15 protein-coding genes are annotated in these 16,791 nt (G+C 61.1%); 1 reads left to right on the top strand and 14 read right to left on the bottom strand.

Annotated elements, in window-relative coordinates:
* Window positions 1-5 precede the first annotated feature (5 nt).
* Window positions 6-1,871 carry a 1-deoxy-D-xylulose-5-phosphate synthase gene (dxs, locus tag AB5Y91_RS12025; protein WP_368169898.1) on the top strand — a complete coding sequence of 622 codons (1,866 nt, stop codon included), beginning with the start codon at window positions 6-8 and terminating at the stop codon, window positions 1,869-1,871.
* A 229-nt stretch (window positions 1,872-2,100) separates the two neighbouring features.
* Here dxs and AB5Y91_RS12020 read toward each other — a convergent pair whose 3' ends face one another.
* The 14 genes from AB5Y91_RS12020 to glyA all read right to left on the bottom strand — a co-directional run bounded on the left by AB5Y91_RS12020 (window position 2,101) and on the right by glyA (window position 16,534).
* Complete coding sequence (locus tag AB5Y91_RS12020) at window positions 2,101-3,042, bottom strand: ABC transporter permease (RefSeq protein WP_025326038.1); 942 nt, start codon at window positions 3,040-3,042, stop codon at window positions 2,101-2,103.
* A 3-nt stretch (window positions 3,043-3,045) separates the two neighbouring features.
* On the bottom strand, window positions 3,046-4,020 hold the full coding sequence (locus AB5Y91_RS12015) for an ABC transporter permease (protein ID WP_106887628.1): 975 nt from the start codon (window positions 4,018-4,020) through the stop codon (window positions 3,046-3,048).
* A gap of 95 nt (window positions 4,021-4,115) precedes the next feature.
* Complete coding sequence (locus tag AB5Y91_RS12010) at window positions 4,116-5,672, bottom strand: ABC transporter substrate-binding protein (RefSeq protein WP_106887629.1); 1,557 nt, start codon at window positions 5,670-5,672, stop codon at window positions 4,116-4,118.
* 58 nt (window positions 5,673-5,730) lie between these two features.
* Complete coding sequence (locus AB5Y91_RS12005; protein ID WP_106887630.1) at window positions 5,731-7,455, bottom strand: ABC transporter ATP-binding protein; 1,725 nt, start codon at window positions 7,453-7,455, stop codon at window positions 5,731-5,733.
* A 663-nt stretch (window positions 7,456-8,118) separates the two neighbouring features.
* Window positions 8,119-8,607 (bottom strand): phosphatidylglycerophosphatase A, encoded by a 489-nt coding sequence (locus tag AB5Y91_RS12000; protein ID WP_368169897.1) that lies wholly within the window; start codon window positions 8,605-8,607, stop codon window positions 8,119-8,121.
* Window positions 8,604-9,563 (bottom strand): thiamine-phosphate kinase, encoded by a 960-nt coding sequence (gene thiL, locus AB5Y91_RS11995; protein ID WP_111910394.1) that lies wholly within the window; start codon window positions 9,561-9,563, stop codon window positions 8,604-8,606. Before thiL ends, AB5Y91_RS12000 begins: the two co-directional genes overlap by 4 nt.
* A 201-nt stretch (window positions 9,564-9,764) precedes the next feature.
* Window positions 9,765-10,178 carry a transcription antitermination factor NusB gene (nusB, locus tag AB5Y91_RS11990; protein ID WP_025326032.1) on the bottom strand — a complete coding sequence of 138 codons (414 nt, stop codon included), beginning with the start codon at window positions 10,176-10,178 and terminating at the stop codon, window positions 9,765-9,767.
* A gap of 14 nt (window positions 10,179-10,192) precedes the next feature.
* The gene (gene ribE, locus AB5Y91_RS11985; protein ID WP_106887633.1) at window positions 10,193-10,663 is read right to left on the bottom strand and encodes a 6,7-dimethyl-8-ribityllumazine synthase; all 471 of its coding nucleotides are present in this window, start codon (window positions 10,661-10,663) and stop codon (window positions 10,193-10,195) included.
* Between the two features lie 211 nt (window positions 10,664-10,874).
* Complete coding sequence (ribBA, locus tag AB5Y91_RS11980; RefSeq protein WP_163136400.1) at window positions 10,875-11,984, bottom strand: bifunctional 3,4-dihydroxy-2-butanone-4-phosphate synthase/GTP cyclohydrolase II; 1,110 nt, start codon at window positions 11,982-11,984, stop codon at window positions 10,875-10,877.
* A gap of 142 nt (window positions 11,985-12,126) precedes the next feature.
* Window positions 12,127-12,780, bottom strand: a complete 654-nt coding sequence (locus AB5Y91_RS11975; protein WP_106887635.1) for a riboflavin synthase — start codon at window positions 12,778-12,780, stop codon at window positions 12,127-12,129.
* Between the two features lie 54 nt (window positions 12,781-12,834).
* Window positions 12,835-13,944, bottom strand: a complete 1,110-nt coding sequence (gene ribD / locus AB5Y91_RS11970) for a bifunctional diaminohydroxyphosphoribosylaminopyrimidine deaminase/5-amino-6-(5-phosphoribosylamino)uracil reductase RibD (RefSeq protein WP_368169896.1) — start codon at window positions 13,942-13,944, stop codon at window positions 12,835-12,837.
* A gap of 189 nt (window positions 13,945-14,133) precedes the next feature.
* Entirely contained in the window at window positions 14,134-14,583 is a 450-nt protein-coding gene (nrdR, locus tag AB5Y91_RS11965; protein WP_025326027.1) for a transcriptional regulator NrdR, read from the bottom strand.
* Window positions 14,584-14,729: 146 nt separating this feature from the next.
* Complete coding sequence (locus AB5Y91_RS11960) at window positions 14,730-15,158, bottom strand: hypothetical protein (protein WP_368169895.1); 429 nt, start codon at window positions 15,156-15,158, stop codon at window positions 14,730-14,732.
* A 122-nt stretch (window positions 15,159-15,280) separates the two neighbouring features.
* Window positions 15,281-16,534 (bottom strand): serine hydroxymethyltransferase, encoded by a 1,254-nt coding sequence (gene glyA, locus AB5Y91_RS11955; RefSeq protein ID WP_106887638.1) that lies wholly within the window; start codon window positions 16,532-16,534, stop codon window positions 15,281-15,283.
* Window positions 16,535-16,791 lie beyond the last annotated feature (257 nt).

Below are 16,791 nucleotides of genomic sequence, written 5' to 3'. Positions count from 1 at the left end.
ACAATATGAGCGTTGATATTAGCGATTTCCCCAACCTGGCCCTCGCGGATACGCCGGTCGAGTTGCGATCCCTGCCCAAAGAGCGGCTACCCATTCTATGCGAAGAGCTGCGCGAGTATCTGCTGCGCTCGGTGAGCCGCTCCAGCGGCCACTTCGCCTCCGGCCTTGGCACAGTCGAGCTGACGGTGGCGCTGCATTACGTCTACAACACCCCCTTCGATCGCTTGGTGTGGGACGTGGGCCATCAGGCCTATCCCCACAAGATCCTGACCGGTCGGCGCGAGCGCATTCACACCATTCGCCAGAAAGATGGCCTGCACCCCTTCCCCTGGCGGGAAGAGAGCGAGTACGACGTGCTCAGCGTGGGCCACTCCAGCACCTCCATAGGTGCTGCCCTCGGCATGGCGGTTGCCGCCGAGAGCGAGGGGCTGGGCCGCAAGGTTGTGGCCGTCATAGGTGACGGCGCCATCACGGCCGGCATGGCGTTCGAGGCCCTCAACCACGCCGGCGACGTCCACAAGGACATGCTGGTGGTGCTCAATGACAACGAGATGTCCATCTCCGAAAACGTCGGGGCACTCAACAACCACCTGGCCAGGCTGATGTCCGGCAAGCTCTACACCACCATCCGCGAAGGCGGCAAGAAGGTGCTGGCGGGGCTGCCGCCGGTCAAGGAGCTGGCCAAGCGGGCCGAGGAGCACCTCAAGGGCATGGTGGTGCCAGGCACCCTGTTCGAGGAGTTCGGCTTCAACTACATAGGCCCCATCGACGGCCACGACATCCACGCTCTGGTCGAAACCCTGCGCAACATGCGCAACCTCAAGGGTCCCCAGCTGCTGCACGTCAAGACCAAGAAGGGCAAGGGCTACGAGCCTGCCGAGAAAGACCCCATCGGTTACCACGCCGTGCCCAAGTTCAACCCGGACGAGTGCGCCCTGCCCAAGAGTGGCGGCGGCAAGCCGACCTTCTCCGCCATCTTCGGCCAGTGGCTGTGCGACATGGCCGCCAGGGACGAGCGTCTGATCGGCATCACCCCCGCCATGCGCGAGGGCTCGGGGCTGGTCAAGTTCAGCCAGCAGTATCCGGATCGCTACTTCGACGTGGCCATCGCCGAGCAGCATGCGGTCACCTTCGCCGCCGGCCTTGCCATCGCCGACAAGAAACCCGTGGTCGCCATCTATTCAAGCTTCCTGCAACGGGCCTATGACCAGCTGATCCACGACGTGGCGCTGCAAAACCTGCCGGTGCTGTTCGCCATAGACCGCGCCGGTCTGGTGGGTGCCGACGGCCCTACCCATCAGGGGGCGTTCGACATCAGCTTCCTGCGCACAGTGCCGAACATGGTGGTGATGACGCCGTCCGACGAGAACGAGTGCCGCCAGATGCTCTACACCGGCTATCAGTGCAACCAGCCCGCGGCGGTGCGTTATCCCCGTGGCAGCGGCTGTGGCACCGAGATCCAGAGCGAGATGACAGCGCTGGCACTCGGCAAGGGTCGCGTCATTCGTGATGGCAAGGGTACCGCCATACTGGCGTTTGGCACCCTGCTGCATCAGGCTTGGGCCGCCGCAGAGGCGCTGGACGCCACCCTGGTGGACATGCGCTTCGTCAAGCCCATGGACGAGTCGCTGGTGCTCTCCCTTGCCGCCTCCCACGATCAGTTTGTCACTCTCGAGGACAACGCCATCATGGGCGGGGCCGGTTCTGCGGTGAACGAGCTGCTGATGCGTGCCAAGCAGTGCAAACCTGTGCTCAACCTCGGTTTGCCGGATCGCTTCGTGGAGCAAGGTACCCAGGAGGAGATCTATGCCCAGCTGGGGCTGGATGCCACGGGCATCCAGGCCAGCATAGAGGCCTGGCTGCAAGCCTGATCAAGCGGTTAACGCGATCAAACAAAAGAAGGGCGCCTGATGGCGCCCTTCTTGTTATCCATTATTTCAAACCTGTGCACACACTGTCGCGAGAAGGGCGTCAGCAAGGTTACAAGCTGCTCAGGAACCGGAGCGTATAGACATACGTGAGCACTCTTTGGTTCCACATAAGCGAGCAGCACATGAGCCTTGATCACGCCCTCGCAGTAAGTGTGAGGACAGGTTTTTATCAGCCCTTGTAGATCTTGGGGTTGAACACATCCCGCAGCCAGTCACCCAGTAGGTTGATGACCAGCACCAGCACCACCAGGCAGATGCCCGGGAAGGCGGTGATCCACCAGGAGCCGGAGAAGATGTAGTTGAAGCCCACGCTGATCAGCGACCCCAGCGACGGCTGATCCACCGGCATGCCCAGACCGAGGAAGGAGAGTGCCGCCTCGCTCATGATGGCGTTCGCCACCTGCACAGTGGAAATGACCAGGATGGGCGACAGGCAGTTCGGCAGTATGTGGCGGAACATGATGCGCGGGGCACGGAACCCCATCACCTGGGCCGCTTCCACATACTCCTTCTTCTTCTCCGCCAGCACGGAGGCGCGTACCGTCCGGGCGTACTGGGGCCACTCGGCGATGCCGATGATCACCACCAGCATCAGGATGGCGAACTTAGAGTAGAACTCGGAGCCAAAGGTCGCCTGGAAGATGGCGGAGATGATGATGGCCACCATCATGGTGGAGAACGACAGCTGCACGTCGGCAAAGCGCATCAGCAGGTTGTCGATGCGACCACCGAAGTAACCGGCGATCAGGCCGATGACGATGCCGAGCACCAGCTGCAGGCCGACGGCGAACAGGCCTATGGTCAACGAGATGCGGGCGCCATAGAGGATGGTGCTCCAGATGTCCCGTCCCTGGTTGTCGGTACCGAGCCAGAAGCGCGCCTCGCCCCCTTCCAGCCAGGAGGGCGGCAGCTCCGCATCCATCAGATCGAAGCTGGTCTGGTCATAGACGTTGTGCGGTGCCAGCCAGGGCGCCAGCAGCGCCGCCAGTACGAACACCACGAACACCGCAAAGCTGAACATGGCTACCTTGTCCCGCAGGAAGTAGTAGACGATGTCAGAGTTCTTGAATCGCGCCCAACGGCTTGGGCTTGCAGTTACAGCGTTAGTCATCTGTTACCCCTTGGCGGTCAGGTTGACGGTCGGGTTGATGAACCCGTAGAGCAGGTCGACCAGGGTATTGGTCACCACGAAGATAAGGCCCACGAAGATGACGTAAGCGGTGATCAGCGGGGTATCGACCCTGTGGATCGCCTCGAGGAACAGGAAACCCGTCCCCGGCCACTGGAACACGCTCTCGGTCAGTATGGTGTAGGCCACCATGGTGCCGATCTGCACGCCGCCGACTGTGATGACCGGCAGCATGGTGTTTTTGAGGGCGTGGCTGTAGTAGACCTTGTTGTTGTCCAGCCCCTTGGCACGGGCGAACTTCACGTACTCGGAGGAGAGCTGCTCCAGCATCTCGGAGCGTACCAGCCGGATGAACAGCGGCAGCATGATGGAGGAGAGGGACACCGCAGGCAGGATCAGGTGCTTGATACCGTCCCAGGTGAAGAAGCCCGACTCCCAGCCCAGCAGGTTGTAGGTCTCGCCACGACCATAGGCCGGCAGCCAGCCCAGCTGGATGGAGAAGAGGTACATCAGCATGATGGCGGTCAGGAAGACCGGGATCGAGATGCCGATGCTGCTCACCGCCATGATGAGCTTGGTCAGGAAACTGCGTGGTCTTATCGCCGAATAAACCCCCAGCGGAATGGAGACCACGACGATGATGAGCGCGGCAGCAAACACCAGCTCAAGGGTAGCCACCAGCTTGTCGAGGATCACCTCGAGGGCCGGTCGCTTGAAGAAATAGGAGGTGCCCAGATCCCCTTGCACCGCGTTCTGCAAGAAGCGGCTGTATTTCACCAAAAAGGGATCGTTGAGGCCCATTTTGTCGCGCAGCTCCTGGCGCACGGACTCGGAGACGGATTGTCCCACCAGCTCGCGCAGCGGATCCCCCAGGTTGTCCTGGATGGAGAAGGCGACCAGGCTGATGACGAACATCACTATCACGGCCTGATAGAACCGTTTCAGCAGGAATGTAAACATGCTTGTCCTTCTACGTGGCCTGTGTCTTGGCACAGGCTTCTGTTAATGACGGGGCACCCATGGGCACCCCGCCAGGTCCTTCCTTAGCGCTTCACTTACTTGTTGACCACCAGGTCACCCAGGTAAGGGAAGTTCATCACGTTGACCACAGGCTTGATGTCGACGTTCTTCTTGGCACCGTAGGCCAGGTCTTCCCAGTGCAAGGGCACGTAGGCAGCGTCGTCGATCAGCATGGCTTCCACCTTCTGCAGGATGGCGGCACGCTTGGCCGGATCAGTTTCGGTGTTCGCTTCCATCACCATCTTGTCAGCTTCTGCGTTGGCATAACCGCCGCAGTTGTACTGACCCATGCCGGTCTTGGCATCCTTGGTGAAGGTCAGGAACTCGAAGAAGTTCGCACTGTCTTCGGTGTCGGAGTGCCAGCCGATCAACTGCATGTCGGAGGCGCACTTGTCAAACTCGGGCCAGTACTGGGCAACCGGCATGGTCTTCAGATCCACCTTGATGTTGATCTTGGACAGCATGGCGGAGACGGCCTGGGCGATCTTGACGTCGTTGACGTAGCGGGCAGCCGGGGAGATGAAGGTCATCTTGAAGCCCTTCTCGTAACCGGCTTCCTTCATCAGCTCCTTGGCCTTGGCCAGATCATACTGGGGCTTGAGCGCCTCGTTGTAACCGGCATAGCCTTTCGGGCTCAGCTGGCCAGCGGGGGTACCGAAGCCCTTGTTGATCTTGTCGACAATGCCCACCTGGTTGATGGCGTAGTTGATTGCCTGACGCACGCGCTTGTCTTTGAGCGCCGGGTTGGTGTTCTGGTTCAGCTCGATGATGATGGCGCGGGTACCGGACAGGGTCACCAGCTGGGAATCCTTGCCGTTCTTCACTCGCTCCAGATCGTTCGGGGCAACCGGGTAGATCATGTCCACATCACCACCCAGCAGGGCGGCTACGCGGGTCGCGTCTTCCTTGATCGGCACCACTGTCAGGTTCTGGACGTTGCCCTTGGAGGCCTTGTCCCAGTAGTTGGCGTTGCGGGCATACTCCAGCTTCACGCCCTGCTCGCGGAACTTGACGCTGAACGGACCAGTACCGGAAACATGGGTAGAGGCATAGGAGTCGCCGTTCTTGACGATGGCGGCCTTGTCCTTGCCGGCTTCATCCTTGCCGCTGTAGAACTTGGAGTCCATCGGGAAGATGTAGGTAACGGTCTGCAGCACCAGCGGGAACGGCTTGGCGGTGACGAGATCCACGGTGAAGTCATCCACCTTCTTGGCTTCGGCGATGGGGTCGAAGATCGCCTTGAAGTCCGGGGAGGCCTTCAGACGGTTGACTGTCCATACCACGTCATCGGCGGTGAAGTCGTTGCCGGAGTGGAACTTGACACCCTTGCGCAGGTGGAAGCGGACGGTCTTGTCGTCGATGCGCTCATACTTCTCGGCCAGACGCGGCTCGAATTGCAGATCCTGGGTGTAACGCATCAGGGGATCGAACACCAGGTGAGACATCTCCAGGGTCTGACCGGAGAGCTGCTCCTGCGGGTCCAGCGAGGTGGCGTCAGAGGCGACGGCAACCTTGATGTCGGCGGCAGAAACGTTGAACGCGAGACCAGCGGCGAACAGCGCCATGGCGATCTTGGATAATCCTTTCTTCATGTCTTTCTCCATGCTTTTGGCTTTTTATTGACAGACAAACCGGCGAACCGGTGCTTTCCTAGCTTGCGATTTCCAGCCCCTCGCGGGACATTCCCTTAAATTCCGGCATGAGGGAGATCAGCTTGCGGCTGTACTCATGCTCGGCATTGGTAAACAGTTTTTCGGTCTCCGCGACCTCCACCAGGTGGCCGTGCTGCATCACGCCGATGCGATCGCACATCTGGCGGATGACCGGCAGATCGTGGCTGATGAACAGCATGGTGAGCCCAAGCTCCTGCTGCAAATCCTTGAGCAGGTTGAGGATCTGGGCCTGCACCGAGACATCCAGCGCCGAGGTGGGCTCGTCGCAGATGAGGAAGCGCGGCCGGGTCGCCAGGGCGCGGGCGATAGAGATACGCTGGCGCTGACCACCTGAGAACTCGTGGGGATACTTGACCCCGGCCCCGCGGCCGAGGCCGACGTGATCCAGCAGATCGCTCACTATGCCCTGGATCTGGCTCTCGCTGCTCGCCAGTTTGTGGAAGCGGATCGGCTCGGCGATGATGTCACGCACCTTCATGCGCGGGTTCATCGAGGAGTAAGGGTTCTGGAACACCATCTGCATCTGGCGGCGCAGCGGGCGGCGCTCATGCTCACCCTTGAGCGCGGTGAGGTCGATCCCCTCGAAGAAGATCTTGCCGGTATCGGGCGGATAGAGGCCTGTGATGGCACGGGCTATGGTGGATTTGCCGGAGCCCGACTCCCCCACCAGACCGAAGGTCTCCCCTTCGAAGATCTCGAAGCTGATGTTGTTACAGGCACGCACGTACTGGCGACGACTCGGGAAGATGGAATCCTTGGTGACGAACTTCAGATCCACGTTCTCCACCCGCAGCAGGGCACCTTCATAGCTGCGCTCGTCCTGACTCTGGCCGAGCCAGTGGGTCTTGAGATCTATGCTGAGATCCGGCGCACCGGCATCCTCGATATAGGAGACCAGCGGGAAACGCACCAGCTTCACATCCGAGCGGGGCACCGCCGAGATGAGGCTGCGGGTATAGGGGTGGCTGGGGCGACCCAGCACCTGTTCTGTGGTGCCGAACTCCACCAGATCCCCGCGATACATGACAGCCACCTTGTCGGTGACGTTGGAGACCACGCCCATGTCGTGGGTCACCAGCATGCAGCCCACCTGACGCTCCTTGCAGAGGTTGCGGATGAGCTGGAGGATCTGGTCCTGAATGGAGACATCCAGCGCCGTGGTCGGCTCATCGGCGATGATGAGCTCGGGATCCCCCGACAGCGCTATGGCGATGACCACCCGCTGGCGCATGCCACCGGAGAACTGGTGTGGATACTGCTTGATGCGGATTTCCGGCTGCGGTATCCCGACCGCCCCCATCAGCTCGAGGGCCTTGGCAAAGGCGGCCTCGCGATTGAGATCGGTATTGGCCAGTATGGTCTCCACCAACTGCTGTTCAACGGTGAACAGCGGATTGAGGGAGGTCATGGGATCCTGGAAGATGAAGCCGATACGGGAGCCACGGATGGCCCGCATCTCGTTCTGGCTCTTACCGGAGATGAGCTCGCCGTTGAGGTAGATATCGCCACGGGCGATGCGACCGGGCGGGCTCAACAGATCGATGACGGCATTGCCTATGGTGGACTTGCCGGCACCTGATTCACCGACCACACCGACGATCTCGCCTTTTTCCACGGAAAAAGAGAGATCCTTGACCGCGGCCAGCACCCCATAGCGGGAGGGGTACTCGATCCGCAAGTTTTTCACTTCGAGCAAGGACATGGTTACCTCTGCGGGGGACATCCGTCCCAAATAATTCGTCCGTAAATCAGCCGCAGATGCTGGTTGTGCCTTGGTACTTATGTTGAGAGCTTGTCTTGTGTAATAAACGCTCAATCCATGAGGCAGCCAAACCAGCGATCCGGGCGGGTTTTTTGCATTTTTTTGGAATAACCCGCGAGTAAGTTAGTCGGTTTGCCCGCGGGTGTAAATGATCCAGTTATACAATTTCGCAATACTTTGCGCAGATAACGCACTCGTCATTGGCGCAAAATGTCGATAAATATCACATTAACAGAGATTGTGATGGCAATGCGAGTGATTAGCTTATTTAAATTTCAACAAAGATGTAACAAGCAATCGAATCCACTATTCAACACAGACTACGCGGCTTCGAATGAGTAGTGAATATTTATGTGAAATGATTTTTTAACGGCAGCATATCTGGATGAAGGAAAACTAAGCAGAGATAAATAGGGTCAACTCAGAATGATCTGCCAGAGCCCAGCGCGCCGTCACCGGACAAGCCGGGGGGATTGCATACAAAAAGGCGCAGTCCCATCAAGGAACTGCGCCTGAAGCTTAATTGTATGGAAAGAGCGGGCAGGCAGAGGATGACACTGCGCGGCATCGAGGGCCAAGCCCGCCGTGACCGCCGACCCCGCCTTACCAGCAGGCCAGCAACTGCATGCAGAGCAGGGCGAACAGACCGGCGATGAGGTCATCCAGCATGATGCCGAGCCCGCCATGGATACGGCGATCGAACCAGGAGATGGGCCAGGGCTTGAGCACGTCGAACAGCCGGAACAGCACGAAGCCGGCCAGCACCCACTCCCAGCCGGCGGGCGCCGCTATCATGGTGACGCCGAAACCTATCACCTCGTCCCAGACGATGGCACCGTGATCCGGCATGCCGATGGCATCGGTGGCCGCCTGGCAGATGCGAATGCCCGCCACGAACCCCACCGCCAGCAGGGCGATGAACCAGGGGGTCGGCAGACCGCTCACCAGCAGGTAGAGCGGAATGGCTACCAGGGTCCCCATGGTGCCCGGTGCCCTGGGGGAGAGACCGGCACCAAAGCCCAGCGCCAGGCAGTGGAGCGGGTTCTTCAGGCTCAGGCCTTTCAGCTCGGGCCTTATCTTGAAAAAGCTCATGCGAAGTGATCCCAGCCCTTGAGATGAAGCTCGACCGGCTGCTCATCCTGCACATAGTCGATGCCGGGGTCGCCGGCCTGGATGCGGCCGATGCGGGTGAACCTGACGCCGCAGTTGGCCAGCGCCGTGTCCAGGGCACCGTGATGCTCTTGTGGCACAGTGAAGCAGAGCTCGTAGTCATCGCCACCGGCCAGCGCCAGCTGCCAGGCATCCCGTGCGGGCACGGCGTCCTGCAACACGGGCGAGAGGGGCAGCAGGTCCAGATCTATCTGGGCCCGCACGCCGGACGCCTTGAGGATATGACCGAGATCGGAAGCCAGGCCGTCGGAGAGATCCAGCGCGCTGCTTGCCAGCCCGCGCAAGGCCTGACCGGCCAGGATGCGGGGATGGGGATGATCGAGCCTGGGCAGCACGGCCGCCAGCTGGTTCTCGTTGAGGGTGCGTTTGCCCAGCAGATGGGAGAGGGCCAGGGCCGCATCCCCCAGGGTGCCGGTGACATAGATGCCGTCCCCTACCCTGGCGCCGCTGCGCATCAGGGCACGGCCGGTCGGCACGGATCCCTTCACCGAAACGGTGATGGAGAGTGGCCCGCGGGTCATGTCCCCCCCCACCAGGGCCACATTGTAATATTCGGCGAGCTCGAGGAACCCTTCCGCAAAGCCCGCGACCCAGGCCTCGTTGACGGCGGGCAGGGTCAGCGCCAGGGAGACCCAGCGCGGCTCGGCCCCCATGGCGGCAAGATCGGAGAGGTTGACCGCCAGCGCCTTGTAGCCCAGATCCACCGGATCCATGTCCGGGAAGAAGTGCACGCCGCTCACCAGGGTATCCGTGCTCACCGCCAGCATGGTATCGGCGGGCAGGGTCAGCAGGGCGCAGTCATCCCCTGGGCCCATCACCACGTCCTTGCGGGCGTGGGGGACCTTGAAGTACTTCTCAATCAGCTCAAATTCACCCATACAGTAAAAAGCCAGCGGTTAAGCTGGCTCCTCTCTTAGATGCTGTTGATGCGCTTGCTGCGACATAGTGATCAAGGCTCATCTGCTGCTCGGGCTCCTCATGTATCTCTATACACTCCGGCCCCTGCGCTGCTCTTCACCTTGCTGACGACTTCTCGCGACAGAGCATCTATCAGCACTGAATGCTGATGGACGGCGGGATCAACGCTTGGGCAGCGTCTTGATCACCTTGTCCAGTACACCGTTGACAAACTTGTGGCTGTCATCGGCGGCGAAGGCTTTGGCCAGCTCGATCGCTTCGTTGATCACCACGCGCGGCGGCACATCATCACGACGGGTCAGCTCGTAGGTCGCCAGACGCAGGATCGCCTTGTCCACCATGTCCACTTCTTCCAGCGGACGGGAGAGGAAAGGTGAGAACACCTTGTCCAGCTCGTTGCAGTGGACCGCTACCCCGAACAGCAGATCGCGGAAATAGCTCAGGTCCACACCCTTGGTGTCCTGATCGATCTTGAACTGCTCTTCGATGTCGCCCACGTTGGCCTGGGTCATCTGCCACTGGTAGATGGCTTGGGTGGCGCAATGGCGGGCCTTACGGCGCTCGGACGGTTTCAATGTACTTCTCCTCGTTACACGTCCAGCTGTTTCAGGACGTTGATCATTTCGAGCGCGCTCAGTGCAGCCTCTGCACCCTTGTTACCCGCCTTGGTACCGGCGCGCTCGATGGCTTGTTCAATATTTTCAGTGGTCAGTACGCCGAAGGCGACGGGAATTTCATACTCCATCATCACCTGGGCCAGCCCCTTGCCGTTCTCGCTCGCCACCAGTTCGAAGTGATAGGTGCCGCCACGGATGACGGTACCGAGCGCGACTATGGCGTCGTATTGACCGCTCTTGGCCAGCTTCTTGGCTGCCAGGGGAATTTCGACGGCACCCGGCACACGCACCAGGGTGAGATTGCTGTCCTGGACCTGGCCTTGACGCTTCAGCACGTCCAGCGCGCCGTTCACCAGGCTGTCATTGATGAAGCTGTTGAAACGGGCAACGACAATAGCAACACGCGCCTCGGGAGCGGCGATATTTCCTTCGATAATCTTCATTGGAAATCCTGTCTCTGTGCAATCAATAGGGGCCGGGGCCAAAAGTGCACGCATTCTAGCACAACAGAGCCGCGACAAAAAACCATGGCCGCAACGTGCGGCCATGATAGTCATTCAAGCCAGCAGGGACTTGTTCGCCGACGTACTCCACCACCTCAAGGCCGAAGCCGCGGGAAGAGGGGGATATTTCATCGAGCGAGTACCAAAGCGCTTACTCGCCGACGTATTCCACCACTTCCAGACCGAAACCGCCTAGGGCATGGTATTTCTTCGGCGAGCTCAAGAGGCGCATCTTGCCGACCCCGAGCGCCTTGAGGATCTGGGAACCCACACCGACCCGGCGCGAGGTGCCCTGCCACTTGGCCCCTTCCGGTGCCAGTCCCTTGTCGGCGGCTTCAAAGCCTTTGACCCGGGCCAGCAGCTCGGCGCCCTGGGCTTCGGCCCCCAGGATCACCAGCACACCGCCCTCTTCGGCGATGCGGGCCATGGATTTGGGCAGCGGCCAGCTGCGGGCGCTGTGGCGATCCGTCAGCAGCAGATCGCTCAGCACGTCGTGCAGATGGACCCGCACCAGGGTCGGCTGGTCGGCTTTCACCTCGCCTTTCTTGAGGGCGAAGTGCACCTGGTTGTCTATGGTGTCGCGGAAGGTGACCAGATCAAATTCCCCGAACTCGGTGGGCAGCTTGCACTCGGCCACCTTCTCCACCGTGGTCTCGTGCTGGTTGCGATACTCGATGAGGTCGGCGATGGTGCCGAGCTTGATGCCGTGCTGCTCGGCGAAGACCTCAAGGTCGGGACGGCGCGCCATGGTGCCATCCTCGTTGAGGATCTCGACGATGACGGAGGCCGCCTCGTATCCGGCCAGACGGGCCAGATCGCAGCCCGCCTCGGTATGGCCGGCACGGGTCAGCACGCCGCCATCCTGCGCCATCAGCGGGAAGATGTGGCCAGGCTGCACCAGATCGGCAGCCTTGGCGTTCGGTGCGACGGCGGCCTGTACGGTGACGGCGCGATCGGCGGCTGAGATGCCGGTGGTCACCCCCTCGGCCGCTTCTATGGTCACGGTGAAGGCGGTGGAGAACTGGGCGTTGTTCCTGTCCACCATCAGCGGCAGCGCCAGCTGCTTGCAGCGATCCCGGGTCAGGGTCAGGCAGATCAAGCCCCTGCCGTAACGGGCCATGAAGTTGATATCCTCCGGACGGACACAGGAGGCGGCCATGATGAGGTCCCCTTCGTTCTCCCTGTCTTCGTCATCCATCAGGATCACCATCTTGCCTGCCTTGATATCGGCAATGATTTCCTGGGTTGTGCTCAGCGCCATGGGCTACTCCATCAACATGCTTGGGGAATTGAGCCTGCCGGCTCGGCTTGATACTGCATCATTGTGTGCTAGATGGGGGCGCGGGGCCCCATTTCAATCGGAGCGGGATCACAGAACCGTATTTTGCCCGCTCGCCTGCCTGTCAGATAAACCCGGATCGGGCCAGGGTCTCCAGGGTCAGGCTGGATCCGCCCTGCTCCTGCGCCCTGCCCTGCATCAGTCGCTCCAGATAGCGGGCGATTTGATCCACCTCCAGGTTCACCCTGTGGCCCGGTTTCCAGCGGGCTATGGTGGTCTCCTGCGCGGTGTGGGGCACTATGGTCAGGCGAAAGAGATCCCCCTGCACGGCGTTGACCGTCAGACTGATGCCATCCACCGCAATCGACCCCTTCTCGGCTATGTAGCGAGAAAGTTCCTGTGGCGCCTGGATCCAGTACTCGATGGCGCGGCCGCTGCTGGACTTGCTCTTCACCTCGCCTATGCCATCCACGTGGCCCGAGACCAGGTGGCCACCGAGGCGGGAGCTCGGCATCAGCGCCTTCTCGAGATTCACCGGATCCCCCACCTTGGCCTCGGCAAAACCGGTGCGAGAGAGGGTCTCAAGGGAGACGTCGGCGGTGTAGCTCTTGTCCCCCAGGGCCACCACGGTCAGGCAGACGCCGTTGGTGGCGATGGAGTCGCCCAGCTTGACGTCGCCAAAGTCCAGGGTCGGTGCATGGACGGTGAGGGCCATGTCATCCCCCTGGCGGCGCAGGGCAGCCAGGGTGCCCATGGCTTCGATAATTCCGGTAAACATGCAGATCACCTTGATGATGACGGGGCCGAACCGGCCCCGATAGACAGTGAAAAATCAGGCAATTTTCGCTGTGATGCGAATATCCTGCCCCACCAGGCGCACATCCTTGAGCTGGAGCTTGGGGGCCTGGAACAGCTTGGTCAACTCCGGCAGGTGGAACAGGCCGCGCCCCTCATCCCCCAGCAGCTTGGGGGCCTGATAGAGCACCAGCTCGTCCACCAGCCCCTTGGCCAGCAGGGCGCCGCACAGCCTGGGGCCCGCCTCCACCAGCACAGAGTTGATGTTCTGCTTGGCCAGCAGCATAAAGAGGCTCACCAGATCCAGCTTGCCATCCAGCAGCGGCAGGGTCAGCTGCTGCACCCAGGCAGGCCAGTCCCCGTCGACCTTGTGACGGGCCAGCAGCACGGGGCTCTCGCTCTGGAACAGGGGCAGGTCCGGGGTGAGCCGGTTCTGGGAATCGACGATGACCCGCAGCGGCTGGCGCAGGGTCTCCCTGGGATAGCTTGCCTTGACAGAGGCCGGCAACTCGTCCCAGCGCACGCTGAGGGAGGCGCCGTCGGCCAGCACAGTCTCGGCGCTGGAGAGCACAGCATCGTGGCGGGCACGCAGCCGCTGCACGTCGCGACGCGCCTCCGGGGAGGTGATCCACTGGCTCTCGCCACTCGCCATGGCGGTGCGACCATCGAGGCTGGCACCGAGCTTGACAGTCACCTGCGGGAAGGCGGTGCGCATCCGCTTGAAGAAGCCCGGATTGAGGGCCTCGGCCTCGGCGCTGAGCAGGCCGAAGTCGGTCTTGATGCCCGCCTCGGAGAGCATGCGCAGGCCGCGCCCCCCCACCTGGGGATTGGGATCCACCATGGCCGCCACCACCCGGGTCACCCCGGCCTTGATCAGCGCCTCGGCGCAGGGGGGGGTGCGACCGTGATGGGAGCAGGGCTCCAGGGTCACATAGGCGGTGGCGCCGCGGGCCTCTTCACCGGCGGCATGCAGGGCATAGACCTCGGCATGGGGTTCACCGGCACGCTGGTGCCAGCCCTCCCCCACCACAACGCCGGCCTTCACCAGCACGGCGCCCACACAGGGATTGGGGGCCGTGGTGTAACGGCCGCGGCGGGCCAGTTCGAGGGCCCGACTCATCCATTGGTAATCATCTTGACTAAACATCTGGGCTCCCGTTCAAAGCGAGAAAATGGGCGTTGTAGGTTCGATTAGCGCAGCGAGATCGGACGTTGAGAAAGCTTGTTTCTCCAGCTTGGCGATCTCTTCACCGCTTCTTGTCATAAACAAGGCGGATGTCCTCGAAGCTGCGATAGGTGGAAACGAAGCGGATATCGCCTTGCCCACCCGATAGCATTACTTCTCCAGCTTGGCGATCTCTTCACCGAATTCGCGGATGTCCTCGAAGCTGCGATAGACGGAGGCGAAGCGGATATAGGCCACCTTGTCCAGGCTCTTGAGCTCATCCATCACCAGGTTGCCCACCAGCTGGGAGGCGACTTCGCGCTCGCCGGTGGCACGCAGCCGGGACTTGATGTGGTTGACCCCCTTTTCGATGGCCTCCATGCTCACCGGCCGCTTCTCCAGGGCCCGCAGTATGCCGGCCCGCAGCTTGTCTTCATTGAAGGGCTCGCGGGAGCCGTTGGACTTGATGACTCGGGGCATCACCAGCTCGGCCATCTCGAAGGTGGTGAAGCGCTCGTGGCAGAGCAGGCATTCACGACGGCGGCGCACCTGATGGCCTTCTGCCACCAGACGGGAGTCGATCACCTTGGTATCAACGGCACTACAGAAAGGGCAATGCATCTGACCTCCGGCGTTAACGGAAAAGGCACCTGCCCCGCAGGGTCAGGATCTTGGCCGGCCAGTGTAGCACGGCCATCCAAAGCCGGTAAAAGCCCAGAAAAAACAATGCCACCCGCAGGTGGCATTGGGGCTGAAATGACGCCGGCTCAGTTGTCGTAGGGCAACAGATCCGGATCGCAATCCACATAGTCGGGAGCCGGATCTTGCTCAAACTGTACCGCCCCTATCTGGGTAGCCCCTTGCATCAGGGCCTTGCTCACCCTGTGCATGCCATCCATCACCCGTCCGGCACTGTCCAGTATGATGGGATAGGCGAGATCGGCGGCCAGCATCAGCTGGCAGTGTTCTATGATGCTGCGCACAGTGGGTTTCACGCTGCCATGCCCGTACCAGTGCACGCTGTCCAGTTCGGCAATCTGCGAGAGCGGCACGGCTTGCACCGGCAGCTCACGGCTCAGCCTCACCAGCCTGCGCACATCCCACGCCAGCAGCCCCTCGGGCGCCGGGCGAAAGTGATACTGGGGGCGGATGGACGAGATAGCCTCCTCGTCGGCGATCCGGATCTGACTGGTCATCATGTCTCCTCTTGCTGTTGCTAAACACGGACTGTTGCATCAGTGCACAGCCCATGGGCCGCGATAGAAAAAACAATGCCACCCGCAGGTGGCATTGGTCTCAAACCAGACTGTCTGGCCGATCAGGCATAGACAGGGAAACGGCGGCAGATGTCCAGCACCTTCTCGCGAACTGTGGCCAGCACGGCGTCGTTGTCGTGGTTGTCCAACACGTCGCAGATCCAGTTGGTCAGCTCGATGGACTCGGCTTCCTTGAAACCACGGCGGGTGATGGCCGGGGTACCGATCCGCACACCCGAGGTGACGAACGGAGAGCGCGGGTCATTCGGCACCGAGTTCTTGTTGACGGTGATGTTGGCCTTGCCAAGAGCGGCGTCGGCTTCTTTACCGGTCAGCTCGCGACCGATCAGATCCACCAGCATCAGATGGTTGTCGGTACCGCCGGAGACGATCTTGTAGCCGCGCTCCATGAAGGTGGCGGCCATGGCCTTGGCGTTTTTCACGACCTGGGCCTGATAGGTCTTGAACCCTGGCTCCAACGCTTCCTTGAAGGCCACGGCCTTGCCGGCGATGACGTGCATCAGCGGGCCACCCTGACCACCCGGGAAGACGGCGGAGTTCAGCTTCTTGTACAGATCTTCGTCGTCAGCGGCGGAGAGGATCAGACCACCACGGGGACCGGCAAGGGTCTTGTGGGTGGTGGAGGTGACCACGTGGGCGTGGGGCACCGGGTTCGGGTAGACGCCTGCGGCAATCAGACCGGCCACGTGAGCCATGTCGACGAACAGGTAAGCACCGATCTTGTCGGCGATTTCGCGCATGCGGGCCCAGTCGACAATGCCGGAGTAGGCGGAGAAGCCACCGATCATCATCTTCGGCTTGTGCTCAACGGCCAGGCGCTCCATCTCGTCATAGTCGATCTTGCCGGACTCATCGATGCCGTAGGGGATGATGTTGTACAGCTTGCCGGAGAAGTTGACGGGGGAGCCGTGGGTCAGGTGACCACCGTGGGCCAGGTTCATGCCCAGCACTGTGTCGCCCGGCTGCAGCAGGGCCATGTAGACGGCGCTGTTGGCCTGGGAACCGGAGTGCGGCTGCACGTTGGCATAGGTGGCACCAAACAGTTCCTTGGCGCGCTCGATGGCCAGGGTTTCGACCACGTCGACGTACTCGCAACCGCCGTAGTAACGCTTGGCCGGATAGCCTTCAGCGTACTTGTTGGTCAACTGGGAGCCCTGGGCTTCCATGACGCGGGGGCTGGTGTAGTTCTCAGACGCGATCAGCTCGATATGTTCTTCCTGACGACGGGTTTCGTCTGTGATGGCCTGCCACAGCTCTGGATCATAGCCGGCGATGGTCATGTCACGTTTCAACATCCGTTTATCTCCTGAAAATCGTTTGCGCGATAGGTGAAGTGGGCCCGCGCATTGTAACGTGAGCTGGATCAAAGAGACAGTCCAACCACCCAAAAACTTGTTTATAAAATGTAAAATACGTCGCAATTTTCGAAGCCGGACGCCCCTCTTCCCCCTTGCCTCTCGCGGGCCCCGTACGCCCTGCGCCGGCTCAGCCCCTCCTCAGGCGCCCGATGCTCCTGCCTGACCCGCCCTCCGAGTCTTCCCCAGTGAAGGGC

It is taken from the genome of Aeromonas sp. R4-3, from assembly GCF_040908275.1.
Lineage (GTDB): Bacteria > Pseudomonadota > Gammaproteobacteria > Enterobacterales > Aeromonadaceae > Aeromonas > Aeromonas rivipollensis.
This window is presented reverse-complemented; position numbering and strand designations above follow the sequence as displayed.

Bases quoted from the DNA above. Each gene is read 5' to 3' on its own strand.
- dxs (WP_368169898.1), top strand. From the start codon at position 6: ATGAGCGTTGATATTAGCGATTTCCCCAACCTGGCCCTCGCGGATACG.
- AB5Y91_RS12020 (WP_025326038.1), bottom strand. From the start codon at position 3,042: ATGACTAACGCTGTAACTGCAAGCCCAAGCCGTTGGGCGCGATTCAAG.
- AB5Y91_RS12015 (WP_106887628.1), bottom strand. From the start codon at position 4,020: ATGTTTACATTCCTGCTGAAACGGTTCTATCAGGCCGTGATAGTGATG.
- AB5Y91_RS12010 (WP_106887629.1), bottom strand. From the start codon at position 5,672: ATGAAGAAAGGATTATCCAAGATCGCCATGGCGCTGTTCGCCGCTGGT.
- AB5Y91_RS12005 (WP_106887630.1), bottom strand. From the start codon at position 7,455: ATGTCCTTGCTCGAAGTGAAAAACTTGCGGATCGAGTACCCCTCCCGC.
- AB5Y91_RS12000 (WP_368169897.1), bottom strand. From the start codon at position 8,607: ATGAGCTTTTTCAAGATAAGGCCCGAGCTGAAAGGCCTGAGCCTGAAG.
- thiL (WP_111910394.1), bottom strand. From the start codon at position 9,563: ATGGGTGAATTTGAGCTGATTGAGAAGTACTTCAAGGTCCCCCACGCC.
- ribE (WP_106887633.1), bottom strand. From the start codon at position 10,663: ATGAAGATTATCGAAGGAAATATCGCCGCTCCCGAGGCGCGTGTTGCT.
- ribBA (WP_163136400.1), bottom strand. From the start codon at position 11,984: ATGGCGCTGAGCACAACCCAGGAAATCATTGCCGATATCAAGGCAGGC.
- AB5Y91_RS11975 (WP_106887635.1), bottom strand. From the start codon at position 12,780: ATGTTTACCGGAATTATCGAAGCCATGGGCACCCTGGCTGCCCTGCGC.
- ribD (WP_368169896.1), bottom strand. From the start codon at position 13,944: ATGTTTAGTCAAGATGATTACCAATGGATGAGTCGGGCCCTCGAACTG.
- nrdR (WP_025326027.1), bottom strand. From the start codon at position 14,583: ATGCATTGCCCTTTCTGTAGTGCCGTTGATACCAAGGTGATCGACTCC.
- AB5Y91_RS11960 (WP_368169895.1), bottom strand. From the start codon at position 15,158: ATGACCAGTCAGATCCGGATCGCCGACGAGGAGGCTATCTCGTCCATC.
- glyA (WP_106887638.1), bottom strand. From the start codon at position 16,534: ATGTTGAAACGTGACATGACCATCGCCGGCTATGATCCAGAGCTGTGG.